Source organism: Lysobacter sp. CA196 (assembly GCF_052078695.1).
Lineage (GTDB): Bacteria > Pseudomonadota > Gammaproteobacteria > Xanthomonadales > Xanthomonadaceae > Lysobacter.
Genome location: NZ_JBQJIN010000014.1, coordinates 17,848 through 33,142, shown reverse-complemented (window position 1 = coordinate 33,142; position 15,295 = coordinate 17,848). Strand labels below are relative to the sequence as shown.

16 protein-coding genes are annotated in these 15,295 nt (G+C 66.4%); 9 read left to right on the top strand and 7 right to left on the bottom strand.

Annotated features, from left to right (window positions below; translation table 11 throughout):
* Positions 1–2 precede the first annotated feature (2 nt).
* From secY to ACTOWK_RS13755, 9 genes are all read left to right on the top strand, one after another.
* Positions 3–1,376: a preprotein translocase subunit SecY gene (secY, locus tag ACTOWK_RS13795; RefSeq protein WP_031373816.1), complete on the top strand. Its 1,374-nt coding sequence runs from the start codon at positions 3–5 to the stop codon at positions 1,374–1,376.
* Between the two features lie 232 nt (positions 1,377–1,608).
* Positions 1,609–1,965, top strand: a complete 357-nt coding sequence (gene rpsM, locus ACTOWK_RS13790; protein WP_031373815.1) for a 30S ribosomal protein S13 — start codon at positions 1,609–1,611, stop codon at positions 1,963–1,965.
* Between the two features lie 12 nt (positions 1,966–1,977).
* Complete coding sequence (gene rpsK, locus ACTOWK_RS13785) at positions 1,978–2,370, top strand: 30S ribosomal protein S11 (RefSeq protein ID WP_031373814.1); 393 nt, start codon at positions 1,978–1,980, stop codon at positions 2,368–2,370.
* Between the two features lie 14 nt (positions 2,371–2,384).
* Entirely contained in the window at positions 2,385–3,014 is a 630-nt protein-coding gene (gene rpsD, locus ACTOWK_RS13780; protein WP_031373813.1) for a 30S ribosomal protein S4, read from the top strand.
* A gap of 152 nt (positions 3,015–3,166) precedes the next feature.
* On the top strand, positions 3,167–4,165 hold the full coding sequence (locus ACTOWK_RS13775; RefSeq protein ID WP_031373812.1) for a DNA-directed RNA polymerase subunit alpha: 999 nt from the start codon (positions 3,167–3,169) through the stop codon (positions 4,163–4,165).
* 286 nt (positions 4,166–4,451) lie between these two features.
* A complete protein-coding gene (gene rplQ / locus ACTOWK_RS13770) occupies positions 4,452–4,826 on the top strand; it encodes a 50S ribosomal protein L17 (RefSeq protein ID WP_031373811.1) in 375 nt (124 codons plus the stop codon).
* A 322-nt stretch (positions 4,827–5,148) separates the two neighbouring features.
* Positions 5,149–5,649 (top strand): disulfide bond formation protein B, encoded by a 501-nt coding sequence (locus ACTOWK_RS13765; RefSeq protein ID WP_441330727.1) that lies wholly within the window; start codon positions 5,149–5,151, stop codon positions 5,647–5,649.
* A 109-nt stretch (positions 5,650–5,758) separates the two neighbouring features.
* Entirely contained in the window at positions 5,759–7,147 is a 1,389-nt protein-coding gene (locus ACTOWK_RS13760; protein WP_441330726.1) for a class II 3-deoxy-7-phosphoheptulonate synthase, read from the top strand.
* Between the two features lie 869 nt (positions 7,148–8,016).
* Positions 8,017–9,111, top strand: a complete 1,095-nt coding sequence (locus tag ACTOWK_RS13755) for an alpha/beta fold hydrolase (RefSeq protein ID WP_441330725.1) — start codon at positions 8,017–8,019, stop codon at positions 9,109–9,111.
* 42 nt (positions 9,112–9,153) lie between these two features.
* Here the strand turns inward: ACTOWK_RS13755 and ACTOWK_RS13750 are convergent, their stop codons facing one another.
* The 7 genes from ACTOWK_RS13750 to ACTOWK_RS13720 form a co-directional block, all read right to left on the bottom strand.
* The gene (locus ACTOWK_RS13750; protein WP_441330724.1) at positions 9,154–10,788 is read right to left on the bottom strand and encodes an amidase; all 1,635 of its coding nucleotides are present in this window, start codon (positions 10,786–10,788) and stop codon (positions 9,154–9,156) included.
* Between the two features lie 145 nt (positions 10,789–10,933).
* The gene (pqqE, locus tag ACTOWK_RS13745) at positions 10,934–12,079 is read right to left on the bottom strand and encodes a pyrroloquinoline quinone biosynthesis protein PqqE (protein WP_441330723.1); all 1,146 of its coding nucleotides are present in this window, start codon (positions 12,077–12,079) and stop codon (positions 10,934–10,936) included.
* Positions 12,076–12,372: a pyrroloquinoline quinone biosynthesis peptide chaperone PqqD gene (pqqD, locus tag ACTOWK_RS13740; RefSeq protein WP_441330722.1), complete on the bottom strand. Its 297-nt coding sequence runs from the start codon at positions 12,370–12,372 to the stop codon at positions 12,076–12,078. The genes pqqE and pqqD overlap by 4 nt, the downstream gene beginning before the upstream one ends.
* The gene (pqqC, locus tag ACTOWK_RS13735) at positions 12,369–13,193 is read right to left on the bottom strand and encodes a pyrroloquinoline-quinone synthase PqqC (protein ID WP_441330721.1); all 825 of its coding nucleotides are present in this window, start codon (positions 13,191–13,193) and stop codon (positions 12,369–12,371) included. The genes pqqD and pqqC overlap by 4 nt, the downstream gene beginning before the upstream one ends.
* Before the next feature lie 13 nt (positions 13,194–13,206).
* Positions 13,207–14,142: a pyrroloquinoline quinone biosynthesis protein PqqB gene (gene pqqB / locus ACTOWK_RS13730; RefSeq protein WP_441330791.1), complete on the bottom strand. Its 936-nt coding sequence runs from the start codon at positions 14,140–14,142 to the stop codon at positions 13,207–13,209.
* A gap of 65 nt (positions 14,143–14,207) precedes the next feature.
* Positions 14,208–14,291: a pyrroloquinoline quinone precursor peptide PqqA gene (pqqA, locus tag ACTOWK_RS13725; RefSeq protein ID WP_036111709.1), complete on the bottom strand. Its 84-nt coding sequence runs from the start codon at positions 14,289–14,291 to the stop codon at positions 14,208–14,210.
* A 255-nt stretch (positions 14,292–14,546) separates the two neighbouring features.
* Complete coding sequence (locus ACTOWK_RS13720) at positions 14,547–15,032, bottom strand: DUF2127 domain-containing protein (RefSeq protein ID WP_441330720.1); 486 nt, start codon at positions 15,030–15,032, stop codon at positions 14,547–14,549.
* Positions 15,033–15,295 lie beyond the last annotated feature (263 nt).

The following is a 15,295-nucleotide window of genomic DNA, read 5'->3' as shown; positions in this document are numbered from 1 at the left end:
GCATGGCGCGGAGCGGCAACGCGATGGCTGGCCTCGGTGGCGGGCTCGGTAAGTTCACCGAGCTTCGTCAGCGTTTGCTGTTCGTGATCGGCGCTTTGATCGTCTACCGCATCGGTAGCTACATCCCGGTGCCCGGCGTCAACCCGCAGGCGATGGTCGAGTTCATGTCGACCAAGCAGGGCACGATCGTGGACATGTTCAACATGTTCTCGGGCGGCGCCCTGCATCGCTTCAGTCTGTTCGCACTGAACGTGATGCCGTACATCTCGGCCTCGATCATCGTGCAGCTGCTGGTGCAGATCGTGCCCAGCCTGAAAGCCATCCAGAAGGAAGGCGAATCGGGCCGGCGCAAGATCAACCAGTGGTCGCGCATGGGCGCGATTCCGCTGGCGGTGTTCCAGGCCTGGGGCATCGCCGCCGGCCTGCAGTCGAGCATGGCGCCGAACGGCGTGCCGGTGGTGTACGCACCGGGCATGGGCTTCATCCTGACCGCCGTGATCGCGTTGACCGCGGGCACGATGTTCCTGATGTGGCTCGGCGAGCAGATCACCGAACGCGGTATCGGCAACGGCGTCTCGCTGATCATCTTCGCCGGCATCGTCGCGGGCCTGCCCGCCGCGGTCCTGCAGATGTTCGAGCAGATCCGCAACGGCGACATGAGCGCCATTGCGGCGATCGCGATCATCGCCCTGGTCGTCGGCTTCACCTATCTGGTGGTGTTCGTCGAGCGCGGCCAGCGTCGCATCACGGTCAATTACGCCCGTCGCCAAGGCGGCCGTAACGCCTACATGAACCAGGCCTCGTTCCTGCCGCTGAAGCTCAACATGTCGGGCGTGATCCCCGCGATCTTCGCCTCGAGCATCGTGATGTTCCCGGCGACGGCAGCGACCTGGTTCGCCCAGAACAACAGCGGCAGCGGTTTCTCCGGCTTCCTGCAACGCCTCAGCCAGTGGTTGAACCCGGGTGAACCGGTTCACATGATCCTGTATGCTGGCCTGATCATCGGCTTCGCGTTCTTCTACACGGCGCTGGTGTTCAATTCGCAGGAAACCGCCGACAACCTCAAGAAGTCGGGTGCGCTGATCCCGGGCATCCGTCCCGGCAAGGCCACCGCGGACTATGTTGACGGCGTGCTGACTCGTCTTACGGCGGCTGGCGCAATTTACCTGGTGATCGTCTGTCTCCTTCCGGAGGTCATGCGGACCCAACTGGGAACCTCGTTCTACTTCGGCGGCACCTCGTTGCTGATCGTCGTGGTCGTGGTGATGGATTTCATCGCTCAAATCCAGGCTCATCTGATGTCGCATCAGTACGAAAGCCTGTTGAAGAAAGCGAACTTGAAGGGCGGCTCGCGCGGCGGTCTCGCGCGCGGGTGAGACGGGACCGTTCCGCGCGCCAGAGTAGCGCGCGGGGCTGGGAGGGCAGGTCACCGCCTTGTTCAGCCAGTTCAGATTCGTCGCCGGAGCATGGGCACACTCCCCATGCCGTGGTTCCGTGGCACCTATGGTGCCGCGGGGCTTCCTATTAACCCGAGACCTAGATATAATTTCCAGTTCACTCCGCCGGGATTAATCCGTCCTGGCCGCCAAATCAGTTGGAGATCGCCTTATGGCGCGTATTGCGGGCGTTAATTTGCCTGCCCAGAAGCATGTCTGGGTTGGCCTGCAAAGCATTTTCGGCATCGGCCGTACCCGTTCGAAGCAAGTCTGCGAGTCCGCAGGCGTCACTTCGACGACCAAAATCCGTGACCTGTCCGAGCCGGAAGTCGAGCGCTTGCGCGCCGAAGTCGGCAAGTTCGTGGTCGAAGGCGACCTGCGTCGCGAGGTCGGTATTGCGATCAAGCGTTTGATGGACCTGGGCTGCTACCGCGGCCTGCGTCACCGCCGCGGCTTGCCGCTGCGTGGTCAGCGCACGCGTACCAATGCACGTACCCGCAAGGGTCCGCGCAAGGCCATCAAGAAGTAAGGGACCCATACCATGGCCAAGCCGGCAGCTGCCAAAACCAAGAAGAAGATCAAGCGAGTCGTCACCGACGGCATCGCCCACGTCCACGCTTCTTTCAACAACACCATCATCACGATCACCGACCGCCAGGGCAACGCGCTCTCGTGGGCGACCTCGGGCGGCGCGGGTTTCCGCGGTTCCCGCAAGTCGACCCCGTTCGCCGCCCAGGTGGCAGCCGAAAAGGCTGGCCGTGCTGCGCTCGACTACGGCGTCAAGTCGTTGGAAGTGCGCATCAAGGGCCCGGGTCCGGGTCGCGAGTCCGCCGTTCGTTCGCTGAACAACGTCGGATACAAGATCATCAACATCATCGACGTGACGCCCATCCCGCACAACGGGTGCCGTCCGCCGAAAAAGCGTCGCGTCTGAGGAGCTGAAGAAAAATGGCTCGTTATATTGGCCCCACCTGTAAGCTCGCTCGTCGCGAAGGCGCCGACCTTGGTCTGAAGTCGTCCGCTCGCGCGCTCGACTCGAAGTGCAAGCTCGAGCAAAAGCCCGGCCAGCATGGCCCCACCGCCCGCAAGGGCAAGCTGTCCGATTACGCCACCCAGCTTCGCGAGAAGCAGAAGGTCAAGCGTATTTACGGTCTGCTGGAGCGTCAGTTCCGCAACTACTACAAGAAAGCCTCGACCAAGAAGGGCAACACCGGCGAGAACCTGCTGCAGTTGCTGGAGACCCGTCTCGACAACGTCGTCTACCGCATGGGCTTCGCCGTGACCCGTCCGGCCGCTCGCCAGCTGGTTTCGCACCGTGGCGTCACGGTCAACGGCAAGTCGGTCAACCTCCCGTCGTACCAGGTCAAGGCCGGCGACGCGATCGCGTTGTCCGAGCGCGCCCAGAAGCAGCTTCGCGTGCAGGAATCCCTGACCGTGTCGTCGCAGATGGACCTGTCGCCGTCGTGGGTCGAGGTCGACAACAAGAAGTTCAGCGGCGTGTTCAAGGCGGTTCCGGATCGTGCGGACCTGCCGGCCGACATCAACGAAGCGCTGATCGTCGAGTTGTACAGCAAGTAATAGTGCAGGGCGCTGCCGGTCCCTCAGGGCCGGCAGTACCCGCAACCCAGGTCGATGCGCCAGGCGCATCGGCCGCTCCCTCGAACAGAGGGGGCTCCAAGAGCTAAAGCCTTCCGTCGCCCCCCGACGAAGGTCATTGGAGACACCGAAACATGACGGTTACCGCCAACCAGGTACTGCGCCCGCGCGGTCCGCAGATCGAACGCCTCACCGGCAATCGCGCGAAAGTCGTGATCGAGCCGTTGGAGCGCGGTTACGGCCACACGCTGGGCAACGCGCTGCGTCGCGTGCTGCTGTCGTCGATCCCGGGTTTCGCCATCACCGAGGTCGAAATCGACGGCGTGTTGCATGAGTACACCACGGTCGAAGGTCTGGAAGAAGACGTGCTGGAGGTTCTGCTGAACCTCAAGGACGTCGCGATCCGCATGCACACCGGCGACGCTTCGACGCTGTCGCTGGCCAAGCAGGGTCCCGGCATCGTCACCGCCGGCGACATCAAGACCGACCACAACGTTGAAATCCTCAACACCGACCATGTGATCTGCCACCTGACCAAGGACACGGCACTCAACATGCGTCTGAAGATCGAGCGCGGCTTCGGCTACCAGCCGGCGGCTTCGCGCCGTCGTCCGGACGAAGAAACCCGTGCGATCGGCCGCCTGATGCTCGACGCCAGCTTCTCGCCGGTCCGTCGCGTCGCCTACGCGGTGGAAGCCGCGCGCGTCGAACAGCGCACCGACCTCGACAAGCTCGTGCTCGACATCGAAACCAACGGCACGATCGACGCCGAGGAAGCCGTGCGCACCGCCGCCGACATCCTCACCGATCAGCTGTCGGTGTTCGGCGACTTCACCCACCGCGACCGCGGTGCGCAGAAGCCGGCCACCAGCGGCATCGATCCGATCCTGCTGCGTCCGATCGACGACCTCGAGCTGACCGTTCGTTCGGCCAACTGCCTCAAGGCCGAGAGCATCTACTACGTCGGCGATCTGATCCAGAAGACCGAAGTCGAGCTGCTCAAGACCCCGAACCTCGGCAAGAAGTCGCTCACCGAGATCAAGGAAGTGCTGGCTCAGCGCGGCCTGTCCCTCGGCATGAAGCTGGAAAACTGGCCGCCGGCCGGCATCGCCTCGCACGGGATGATGGGGTAAGGCCCAGCCGAGCTCGCGCGGCACTGCCGCGCGGCTGGGCCGAACGCCCTGCGCGCTGCGCAGGGCCGGGGAACGAAAAGGGATCCACGCCGAGGCTAGCCGGAGCGTGGATTCTTGATTTGAATCCAGAGCCACCCGCAACACCGCAACACACGCCGACGGACCCAGAAGTCCGCGGCTCGCCGGTCAGGGAAGGCCGGTTCGGACCAACCGCAGTCCAATGCTCCAACGCCTGGATGGCGACAGCGATCTCCAACAGTTTCGACATTCATCAGGAATCCCAACCATGCGCCACCAGAAATCCGGCCGTAAGTTCAGCCGCACCAGTGCTCACCGCGACGCCATGTTCACCAACATGGCCGCTTCGCTGATCAAGCACGGTCTCATCCGCACCACCCTGCCGAAGGCGAAGGAGCTGCGTCGCGTTGCCGAGCCGCTCATCACCCTCGCCAAGAAGGACGGCGTCGCCAACCGCCGCCTGGCCTTCTCGCGCCTGCGCGACAAGGAAGCCGTCGGCACCCTGTTCGTCGAACTCGGCCCGCGTTACGCCTCGCGTCCGGGCGGTTACCTGCGCATCCTCAAGTGCGGTTTCCGCGCTGGCGACAATGCGCCGATGGCCTACGTCGAACTGGTCGATCGTCCGCAAGCCGCGGCCGAGTGATCGCCGGCGCCGGGCGACCGGCGCTGCGATACGACATGCAAGCCAACAGGCAGGCGACCGGCGACGGTCGTTCGCCCAGCTAGCGAGACCCCGGCCCCGGCCGGGGTTTTTGCTTTTCGGCGACGGTTACTTCGGCAACGGTTGCGGCGGTAATGATTATCGGAGGCGCAAGTACGGAACACGGATTTCGGGGTTTATCGGCGGGGCGACGCAACTTTCCCGGCCCGGCGCAGTCGATGTTGCTGCGACGAAACGCCACGTTGCGCAGCGACATGCCTATCCGACATTGGCACGACCCGACCCAGACCCGTATGGTGTAAACATGAACCCCTTCAAAGCCTCTTTCCGGACCCAGTACCTGCTCGGCTTCCTGGCCTGCACGGGCCTGCTTGCGTACGCGTTCTACCTGCAGTTGTATCAACACCTCGAACCTTGCCCGCTGTGCATCTTCCAGCGCGTGGCCTTCTTCGCGCTCGGCCTGGTGTTCCTGGCCGGCGCCCTGCACGGCCCGAAGAAGGCCGGCGGACGTGGCGCTTACGGCGTGCTGGCCCTGCTGGCCTCGCTCGGCGGCATCGCCGTGGCCGGCAACCACGTGCGCCTGCAGCACCTGCCGCCGAGCGAAGTCCCGGCTTGCGGCCCGGGCCTGGACTACATGCTCGATGCCATGCCGATCGCCGGGGTGATCCGCAAGGTCATGACCGGTTCCGGCGAATGCGCCGCGGTCGACTGGACCTTCCTTGGCCTGGCCATGCCGGCCTGGAGCCTGGTCTGCTTCGTCGTGCTGGCGGTCTGGGCGGCCTATGCCGCGTTCCGCCGTCGTTGATTCAATAGAGCCCCGATTCAATAAAATCCGATTCAATAAAGTCCGATTCGATACAGCCATCCCCGCGTCACTCGATCCCCACCGCAGTCCCCAACTGGAAACCAAGGAAATGAGCGCCTCCGATCGCAACCTGCGTGCCGTCAACCTTCCCGCCGACTGGACGCCCACGTCCTGGCGCGAGCGCACCGCACTGCAGTTGCCGAATTATCCGGACGCGGCCGAGTTGGAATCCGCGTTGCAGGAACTGCGTCATCTGCCGCCGCTGGTGACTTCGTGGGAGATCCTCTCGCTCAAGCAGCAGCTCGCCGAGGCGCAGGAAGGCAAGCGCTTCCTGCTCCAGGGCGGCGACTGCGCCGAGAGCTTCGACCAGTGCTCCTCGGACGTGATCTCCAACCGCCTCAAGGTGCTGCTGCAGATGAGCCTGGTGCTCGTCCACGGCATGCGCAAGCCGGTCGTGCGCGTCGGCCGTTTCGCCGGCCAGTACGCCAAGCCGCGGTCGGCCGACACCGAGACCATCGACGGTGTGACCCTGCCGAGCTACCGCGGCGACATGGTCAACGCGCCGGCCTTCAACGAGGTCGCGCGCAAGCCCGACCCGCGCCGCATGATCAAGGCGCATGCGCGCTCGGCGATGACGATGAATTTCGTCCGCGCCCTGATCGACGGCGGTTTCGCCGACCTGCACCACCCCGAGTACTGGAACCTGAGCTGGGTCGGCCACTCGCCGCTGGCCGACGAGTACCGGCGCATGGTCAACGCCATCGGCGATGCGGTGCGCTTCATGGAGACCTTGTCGGGTACCGAGGTGCACAACCTCAATCGCGTCGACTTCTACACCTCGCACGAAGCCCTGCTGCTGCCGTACGAAGAGTCGCTGACCCGGCAGGTGCCGCGTCACTGGGGCTTCTTCAACCTCAGCACGCATTACCCGTGGATCGGCATGCGCACCGCGGCGGTCGACGGCGCGCACGCCGAGTACTTCCGCGGCATTCGCAACCCGATCGCGCTCAAGGTCGGTCCCTCGGTGACGGCGGACCAACTGCTGCGCACGATCGACCTGCTGAACCCCGAGGACGAGCCGGGTCGCCTGACCTTCATCCACCGCATGGGCGCCAGCCAGATCGCCGAAAAGCTGCCGCCGCTGCTGGATGCGATGCGTCGCGACGGTCGCCGCGTGCTGTGGGTCTGCGACCCGATGCACGGCAACACCGAAAGCACCAGCAACGGCTACAAGACCCGTCGCTTCCGCAACATCCGCGCCGAGATCGAGACCTCGTTCGAGCTGCACGCAGCGGCCGGTACGCGCATGGGCGGCGTGCACCTGGAGCTGACCGGCGAAGACGTGACCGAATGCCTGGGCGGCGCGCGCGAACTGACCGAGAGCGATCTCGATCGCGCCTACCGTTCCACGGTCGACCCGCGTCTGAACTACGAGCAGGCGCTGGAAGTGGCGATGCTGATCGTGCGCAAGCAGGCGCAGATCGCCGCGCCGGCCTGAGGTTTCGGTCGAGGCACTCGCAAGACGAAAGCCCGCCGCAAGGCGGGCTTTTTGCTGGGTGGTTGTATGTGGTGCGTCGGTTGTTGGAGAGATGCCGGCGAGGGGGAATGGACGGTCACGGTCTGTGACGAACGAAATCCAGTTGAGCGCTGCTCCTGCTTCCGAGTACGAAGACCGGATGATTGCCGTTGCCGTTGCCGTTGCCGTGAAAGCTTGGCGCAGTTTCGAACTTGCGATGCGATCGTAGACCCGGAGGGCGGCGCACAGGACGTGCGCCGTTTTTCGATAAGACAGGGACGTCTTATCGAAAAATCCCGGCGCAGGCTGCGTGCTCGCAGGGGAGCTTCGTCAAGGAAGGCCTTTTCTTTGGTTAGCTTTCTTTTGGGCCAGCAAAAGAAAGTAACCCGGCCGCGTCAGCGGACGGAAGCTCTGCTCTTGCTTGAAGCTTTTGCATAAGAAGGATCAAATGCTAAAAGCTTCCGCCACTAAAGCGGCGGGTTACTTTCTTTTGTCATAAGCAACAAAAGAAAGGTAACCAAAGAAAAATGCTTTGTTTTGAATCACAGGCCCGCACGAGCGGTGCATACGCAGGGATTTTTCATACGGGACATCCCTGTCCCGATGAAAAACGGCGCGCATCCTTGCGCGCCGCCCTCCGGGTCTTCCGTCGCCTTCGCGAGTGCCGAGCGACGCACAGCAAGAGCAAGAGCAACGAAGCCATCAGGGTAGGAGCGGCGTCCGTCTGGATTTCCTTCGATCACAAGCCGCAACGGCGAATTCGTCGATATGACGCAACCTCATACGGTCGCCTCGCCGAAGCTACGCCAGGGCCTCGTGCGATGGCGCATCGCTGACCGCGAAGCCGACCGATGCATCTGCGACGCTCACGCTTCGCTGCCGGCCGAATCGTTGCGACGATGCAATGCGCACAATCGCTCCACCTCCTCTGCGACGACTGCGATGAACCGACGCGATCTGATGACCTGGCCGCTGTCTGCGATGGCGTTGTCGATGTTGCCGTTGCCGGCGATGGCGAATGGCTATGCGGGCGGACGCGAACGGCATTCGGTCACATGTACGCTGGATGGACAGACGTTGCGCCTGTCGCTCGTGCGGCAGCCGGCCGCGGGGGCGGTGGTGTTGTACGTGCACGGCGCGACTTTTCCGTGCGATCTGTCGGTCGGCTGGCGCATGCACGGTGTGTCGTGGCTGGACCATCTGCAGGCACAGGGTTTCGATGCCTGGGGTTGGATTTCGCCGGCTATGGCTATTCCGAACGGCCGGCGCTGTTCCGGGCCGATCCGGGCTCGGCGCCGCCGTGGGGCGACTATCGCATGGGCGCGGCGCAGATCGCCGCGGCAATCGCCGCGATTCGGCGCGAACGCCCGCGGGTGCCGATCCATTTGCTGGCGCATTCCTGGGGCACGCTGCCGGCGCGGCAGGTGGCCATCGAGCATCCCGATACGGTCGCCAAGTTGGTGTTGTTCGGGCCGGTTTCGACTCGCGAGGGCTCGCGTAACGATGAGCCTGCGCCGGCCTGGACCGTGATCGGCGCGGCCGATCAACGGCCGCGTCAGCGCTCGGGCTTGCCGGCCGACATCGCGACGCCGGTCGGTGCCGAGGAACTGGAACGCTGGTGCCGGGCGTATCTCGCCAGCGACGATGCGTCGGCCACGCGCAGCCCGCCGTCGGTGCAGGTTCCGAATGGGCCGATGGCCGATATCGACCGGCTCTGGGCCGGACAAGCCTTGGTCGACAACACGCGCGTGCGCCAGCCGACTTTGATCGTGCGCGGCGAGTGGGACCACGTCACCACCGATGCCGATGCCGCGCGACTGTACGCCGAACTCAGCGGGGCGGCGGAGCGGCGCGAGGTCAAGATTTCGGGCGGAAACCATTGGCTGCATCTGCAACCGCGGCGCTCCGCGCTGTGGTCGACGACCACCGCTTTTCTGCGCGACTGATCGCTGGCGCATCGCGATGGGCGCAGGTCGCGCCGGCATGGTTCAGGGGTTCAGCGTCGCCCGATAGCGCGGCGCGGTGCGCGCCTGGGTCAGTTGCTCGAAGGCATAGCCCAGCGATAGCAGCTTGGCATCGCTCCAGCGCCGGCCCATGAAGACCATGCCGACCGGCAGGCCGGAGGCTTCGCCGAGCGGCACGGTCAGGCTCGGGTAGCCGGCCACCGCAGCCGCGCCCCAGCTCGCGCCGCCGAAGGGGTCGCCGTTGACCGCGTCGACCATGAAGGCCGGGGTCGTCGCCACCGCGATCAGGGCGTCGAGTTTGTGCCGCTTCATCACCGCATCGATGCCTTGCGCGCCGGCGAGCTGGCGGGCGCGGGCCGCGGCCTTGCGGTAGGCCGGGTCCTTGAGGCTGCCTTTCTGGTTGGCTTGTTCGAGCAGTTCCTGTTCGAAGTAGGGCATCTCGGTCACGGCGTTGGTGCGGTTGAAGGCGATCAGCTCGGTCAAGGTTTTGACCGGTGCATCGTGTTCGCGCAGGTAGCGTTCGACCCCGTCCTTGAATTCGTACAGCAGCACTTCGAACTCGGCTGCGTCCCACTGTCCCGAGGTCGGCATGCGCACCTCGACGATGCTGGCGCCGGCATCGCGCATGCCTTTGAACGTGCGTTCGAGCACCGCGTCTATCGCTGGAGGCGTCTTGACCCCGGACTCGCGGATGAAACCGAAACGGGCGCCGCGCAGCGACTCGACATCGAGCGCGGCGACGTAGTCGTCGATGCGTTTGCCGGCGGCGGCCTGCGCGGCCGCGTCGCTGCCGGCCTCGGCTGCGGCGAGCACGCTCAGCAGTCGCGCGGCGTCGGTGACGTTGCGCGCCATCGGGCCGGCGCTGTCCTGGCTGTGCGAAATCGGAATGATGCCGGCGCGGCTGATCAGGCCGACGCTGGGCTTGAAACCGACCAGGCCGTTCATCGCCGCCGGGCACAGGATGCTGCCGTCGGTTTCGGTGCCGACGCCGATGGTGGCCAGGCTGGCGGCGATGGCGGCGCCGGTGCCGCTGCTGGAGCCGCAGGCGCTGCGGTCCAGCGCATAAGGATTGCGGGTCAGGCCGCCGCGGCCGCTCCAGCCGGAGATCGAGCGGGTCGAGCGGAAATTGGCCCACTCGCTGAGATTGGTCTTGCCGAGGATCACCGCGCCGGCCTGGCGCAACGCGACGACCAGCGGCGCGTCCCGTGACGGGCGGTGCGTGGCCAGCGCCAGCGAGCCGGCCGAATTGACCATCGGGGTGGCGTCGATGTTGTCCTTGATCAACACCGCGATGCCGTGCAGCGGGCCGCGCAGCTTGCCGGCCTTGCGTTCTTCGTCGAGCGTGCGCGCCTCGGCCAGGGCGTTCGGGTTGAGTTCGATCACCGCGTTGAGCCTCGGCCCGTTGTCGTCGAGGGCGGCGATGCGGTCGAGGTAGGCCTGGGTCAGACGGGCGCTGCTGAAATCGCCGGCGGCCATGCGCGCGGCCAGGGTCGCGCTGTCGGCTTCGGCGAGGTGCAGGGGGTCGGAAGGCAGGTAGCCGCGTGGGGCGTCGGCCGGCAGGGCCGGACGGGTCGGGCGCGGCGTCCCGTCGCCCGCGCAGCCGGCGATGGCCAGGACGAACGCGACGGCACTCAGGCGCAACGCGGGCGTGGCGGACATGGCGGATTCCTGCAGGGACTCGGGCGAGTATGCCCGCGCGAACCTGGGTGGGCGAGGCACACTCTTGTGTTCGTGAGGCGCAGGCCGCGGTCGGTCGGGGCGGTCGTCCTGCGGATCGTGTGCGAGTGTCGTGCGCTGGCGCGGCTCAGGGCGCGCGGCGGCCCGCGGGCCGGATCTTGCGGTAGACGAACTCCGGCGCCGGCGCTTGCGATTCGCGTTCGGCCAGTTCGCGCACACCGGCATGGTCCGGCGAGCGATCGCAGACCGGGTCCAGGGTGTCGGCGCGACCGCTCAGGGCCAGCGCCTGGCAACGGCAGCCGCCCCAATCGATCTCGCGACGGTCGCAGCCGCGGCAGGGTTCGGGCATCCAATCGGTGCCGCGATAACGCTGGAAGGCTTCCGAGTCGCGCCAGATCTCGCCCAGGCCGCGCTCGCGCACCGAATCGAAATGCAGCTCGGCGATGGTTTCGGCGGCATGGCAGGGCAGGACCTTGCCTTCCGGAGTGATGTTGACGAAACGCTGCGCCCAGCCGCCCATGCAGGCCTTGGGACGGCGCGCGTAGTAATCGGGGGTGACGTAATCGATGGTCAGGATGCCGCGCAGGCGTTGGCGCGCGTCCTCGACCACGGCGGTGACCGCGTCGAGCTGTGCGCGCGTCGGCATCAACGCGGCGCGGTTCTGCAGGCCCCAGCCGTAGTACTGGGTGTGCGCGACTTCCAGCCGGCCGGCGCCCAGCTCGAGCGCGAGTTCGATCATCGCCGCGACCCGTTCGGCGTTATGGCGATGGACCACCGCGTTGAGCGTCAGCGGCAGGCCGAGTTCGCCGCACCAGCGCGCCAGGGCGAGCTTGCGCCGATGGCTGCCGGCATACCCGGCGATGCGGTCGGCGCCGCGTTCCTCGCTGTCCTGGATGCTCAGTTGCAGATGGTCGAGGCCGGCCTGTTGCAGGGCGAGCAGACGTTCGCGGTCGACACCGATGCCGGAGGTGATCAGGTTGCAGTACAGGCCCAGCGAACGCGCATGCCGCAGCAGTTCCGGCAGGTCCTTGCGCAAGGTCGGCTCGCCGCCGGAGAAGTGCACCTGCAGCACGCCGAGTTCGGAGGCTTCGCTCAGCACGCGCAGCCAGTCGGCGGTCGCCAGCTCATCGCGCAGGCCGACCAGTTGCAGCGGATTGGAGCAATACGGGCAGGACAGCGGGCAACGATGGGTGAGTTCGAGCAGCACCGCGAGCGGCGGTGCCGGCGCGCGCTCGGCGTGCGGCGACACGGACGTGGCGGCGACGGCGCTCATGAGGCCGGCGCTGCGACCGCGAGCATGCGCTTGTCGAGCAGGCTGGCGAACAGTTCCAGCACGTCGCCGCGGACCTGTTCGGCATCGGCGTCGTATTCGGCCGCGAGCGCGGCGACGATCGCGGCGACATCGGCGGCGCCGTCGACGCGCGCGAGCACGGCATGGGCGATCTCGTCGAGTTCGACCACGCGTTCGGGCGCCAGCAGTACCCATTGTTCGCGGGCGCGGTCGTGCTGCAGGCGCACGCCGACCGGGAAGCGCGGCACCGTACGGGCGTCGATCGCCGTGCTCATGCGTCGGGCTCCGGGGCGGGCTGCGGGTCGGGGCGGAACGCGCCCGGCGGGATCAGGTCGATGCGGCCCTCGCCGGGCGCGCTGCCGACATAGGCCAGGTAGAGCGCGTCGAGCATCGACCACAGCACCTCGCATTTGAAGCGCAGCGCCGCGCAGACCGCGTCCTGCTGCTCGCGGCTGCGGGCATGGCGCTGGACGTAGTCGAGGGCGAACAGGGCGTCCTGCGGCGCCTGGTGCAGGCGCGAATCGAAATAGGCCAGCGCCGGCTTCGAGACGAAGTCGTAGTGGGCCAGCATGCCGGCGACGCGCTGGCCGATGATGTTCGGCGCGAACAATTCGGTCAGCGACGAGGCGATGGCTTCGAGCAGGCTGCGTTCGCGCACGAAATGGATATAGGCCTGGACCGCGAAACGCGTCGCCGGTAGCAAGCCGCGACCGGACTCGACCAGCTCGCGATCGAGGCCGAGCGCATCGGTGAGATGCAGCCAGCGCGCGATGCCGCCGTCGCCGGGGCGTTCGCCGTCGTGATCGACGATGCGCTGGCGCCAGATCCGGCGCAGATCGGGGTCTTCGATGCGGGCGAGCAGGGCGGCGTCCTTGAGCGGGATGCAGCGCTGATACTCGAAGCGATTGAGCGCCCAGGCCTGGACTTGGCCGCGATTCAGACGGCCGCTGTGCAGCAGCACATGGAAGGGATGCTTGTCGTGGTAACGCTCGGCGCCGATCGCGCGCAGACGCGCTTCGAGCTGCGCCGGGCTCAGCAGCGCATCGTCGGCGAGGCGCGGTTCGGACGAACCGGTTTCGACGGCGTGCGCGTTCACGGCCCGATCTCCATCACAGCCCGATCTCCATGCCGTCCTCGGCGACTTCCCAGCCGTGCGCGGCGACGTGCGCGCGTTCGGGCGAGGCCTCGTCGAGCACCGGGTTGGTGGTGTTGAGATGGATGAACAGCTTGCGCCGCACGTCGAGGTCGGCGAACGCGGCGAGGGTGCCGCCGGCGGTGTCGTCGTCGCCCTGGCCGAGGATGTTCATATGGCCCATGCGCGCGCCGGTCTTGCGGCCGACTTCGGCGCGGATCAGCTCGTCGTCGCGCCACAGGGTGCCGTCGAAGAACAGCAGGGCCGCGCCGCGCAGGCGTTCGCGCAAAGCCGGCGTCATCGCCGCGCAGCCGGGGATATAGAAGCAGCGTTGCGCGCCGTCGGAAATCTCCAGGCCGACGGTTTCCTCGGCCGAGCCGGCGAGGTCGCCGCCGCTGCGCGATTCCATGAACAACGGCACCTTGCCGGGCACGCTGAACGCGGTCACGCGCAGGCCGAGCGGAGCGTCGAGGCCGGCGACATCGAGCGGCGCATCGAGGGGCAGCGGCTTGCGCGTCACGTATTCGGGATCGAGCGCGTCGAAGATCGGATTGTCGCGCAGCAACTGCAACACACGTGCGCTGGCCCACAGGTCGAAGCGCTGGCGTTCGCGCATCGACAGCAGGCCGGCGATATGGTCGATCTCGCCGCTGGTCAGCAACACCGCCTCGATCGGCGAATGGCGCAGGCCGCGTTGCGGCCACAGCCGCTCAATGGCCAGCACCTGCTGGCGGAAATCGGGCGAGGCGTTGATCAGCAGCCAGCGTTCGCCATCGGCGCTGACCGCGATGCTGGCCTGGCTGCGGCGCTTATGGCCGGGCTCCTGACGCCAGGCGCGCTGGCTGCCGGGGGTGTTGCAATTCCACTGCGGGTAACCGCCTCCGGCCGCCGCACCGAGCACGACGATATGCATCATCGTGTCGCCATCGGGCCAGCGTTACGATTCGCGCGCGTTGCGACGGCGGAAGCGGGCATGATTCAGAACAGGTCGCCGGAGGAGTACGAATTGATTTCGCAGCCGACCGAGATTTCGCGGATCTGAGGCTTGGACCAGGTCTTCATGTACGTTCCTCGCGTTGGGGAGTGGGGCCTTGCCGGGACGGTGGAACCGCGGGCGATGGCTTGCGCGCGTCCGCACGGCCTTGCGTCGCGCAAGCCGGGATGCGGAAGCCGCGGCCTGCGGTTGCGGCCGGGGCCGCGACCTCAAAACGATACACCCGCTCGATGAGCGCCGCCTGTGATTTCGAGCCCGATCGCGAAGCGGGCGTAACCGTCCGACGCGCCGCCGGCGTTGCCGCCGAACCGTGACGGCGGACGTCAGTGGCGACGTTTGAACAGGTCGCGGCCGAGAACCCAAACCACGATCACGTTGATTATGAGAACTGCAATGGCCAGCCAGCCGGGATGGCGATACAAGGCGTAGAGATCGAACGGCAGATACGCCGCCGCGCCGAGACAGCCGAGCCACGAGGCCCAGGCCTTGGCCTTCCACAGGCCCCAGGCTTCGATCAGATGCAGCAGGCCGTAGGCCAGCACCACGCCGGCGGCGAGGTGCACCGCATGCGGGTCGATCGCGTGCGCGAGCCAGGCCAGCGAGCCGTGCTCGGGGTCGAGATGGAAGCGCTTGATGAGTTCTTCGATCCAGCGCTGCAACGGGGCCGGGCCGAGCAGTTCCAGGCCGCTGGCGGCCGACAGCGCGAGCACGCCCTTGGTCGCCTCGACCGCGGCGATCAGGTGCAGGCCCGGATGGGCCTTGGGGTCGCTGTCGTAATCGCTGTCGTAATCGGGGTCGGTCGGCGTCATTGCGCTGCGCCGGGTGCGGACCGCAGGCGAGACTTCGCGTGTCGGTTCGAAACGAACCGGCAGGAATCGAACGGGCTCGGATCGAATCGGCTCGGATCGAACCGGCTGGAATCGGACCTGTTGGAATCGGACCTGTTGGAATCGGACCTGTTGGAATCGGACATGATCAGATCGTGCATGGACATGCGGCGTTCGATCCCGGTTGCGCGTCAGGGTTCCCGGCGCCTGCCATCGATCGTGCGTTCGACGATCGTGCCGGTGTC

Coding starts and splice junctions, on each gene's coding strand:
- rpsK (WP_031373814.1), top strand. CDS start 1,978: ATGGCCAAGCCGGCAGCTGCCAAAACCAAGAAGAAGATCAAGCGAGTC.
- pqqB (WP_441330791.1), bottom strand. CDS start 14,142: ATGCATATCGTCGTGCTCGGTGCGGCGGCCGGAGGCGGTTACCCGCAG.
- pqqA (WP_036111709.1), bottom strand. CDS start 14,291: ATGAAGACCTGGTCCAAGCCTCAGATCCGCGAAATCTCGGTCGGCTGC.
- rpsD (WP_031373813.1), top strand. CDS start 2,385: ATGGCTCGTTATATTGGCCCCACCTGTAAGCTCGCTCGTCGCGAAGGC.
- rpsM (WP_031373815.1), top strand. CDS start 1,609: ATGGCGCGTATTGCGGGCGTTAATTTGCCTGCCCAGAAGCATGTCTGG.
- ACTOWK_RS13765 (WP_441330727.1), top strand. CDS start 5,149: ATGAACCCCTTCAAAGCCTCTTTCCGGACCCAGTACCTGCTCGGCTTC.
- pqqE (WP_441330723.1), bottom strand. CDS start 12,079: ATGAGCGCCGTCGCCGCCACGTCCGTGTCGCCGCACGCCGAGCGCGCG.
- ACTOWK_RS13775 (WP_031373812.1), top strand. CDS start 3,167: ATGACGGTTACCGCCAACCAGGTACTGCGCCCGCGCGGTCCGCAGATC.
- ACTOWK_RS13750 (WP_441330724.1), bottom strand. CDS start 10,788: ATGTCCGCCACGCCCGCGTTGCGCCTGAGTGCCGTCGCGTTCGTCCTG.
- secY (WP_031373816.1), top strand. CDS start 3: ATGGCGCGGAGCGGCAACGCGATGGCTGGCCTCGGTGGCGGGCTCGGT.
- ACTOWK_RS13720 (WP_441330720.1), bottom strand. CDS start 15,032: ATGACGCCGACCGACCCCGATTACGACAGCGATTACGACAGCGACCCC.
- pqqD (WP_441330722.1), bottom strand. CDS start 12,372: ATGAGCACGGCGATCGACGCCCGTACGGTGCCGCGCTTCCCGGTCGGC.
- ACTOWK_RS13760 (WP_441330726.1), top strand. CDS start 5,759: ATGAGCGCCTCCGATCGCAACCTGCGTGCCGTCAACCTTCCCGCCGAC.
- ACTOWK_RS13755 (WP_441330725.1), top strand. CDS start 8,017: ATGCATCTGCGACGCTCACGCTTCGCTGCCGGCCGAATCGTTGCGACG.
- rplQ (WP_031373811.1), top strand. CDS start 4,452: ATGCGCCACCAGAAATCCGGCCGTAAGTTCAGCCGCACCAGTGCTCAC.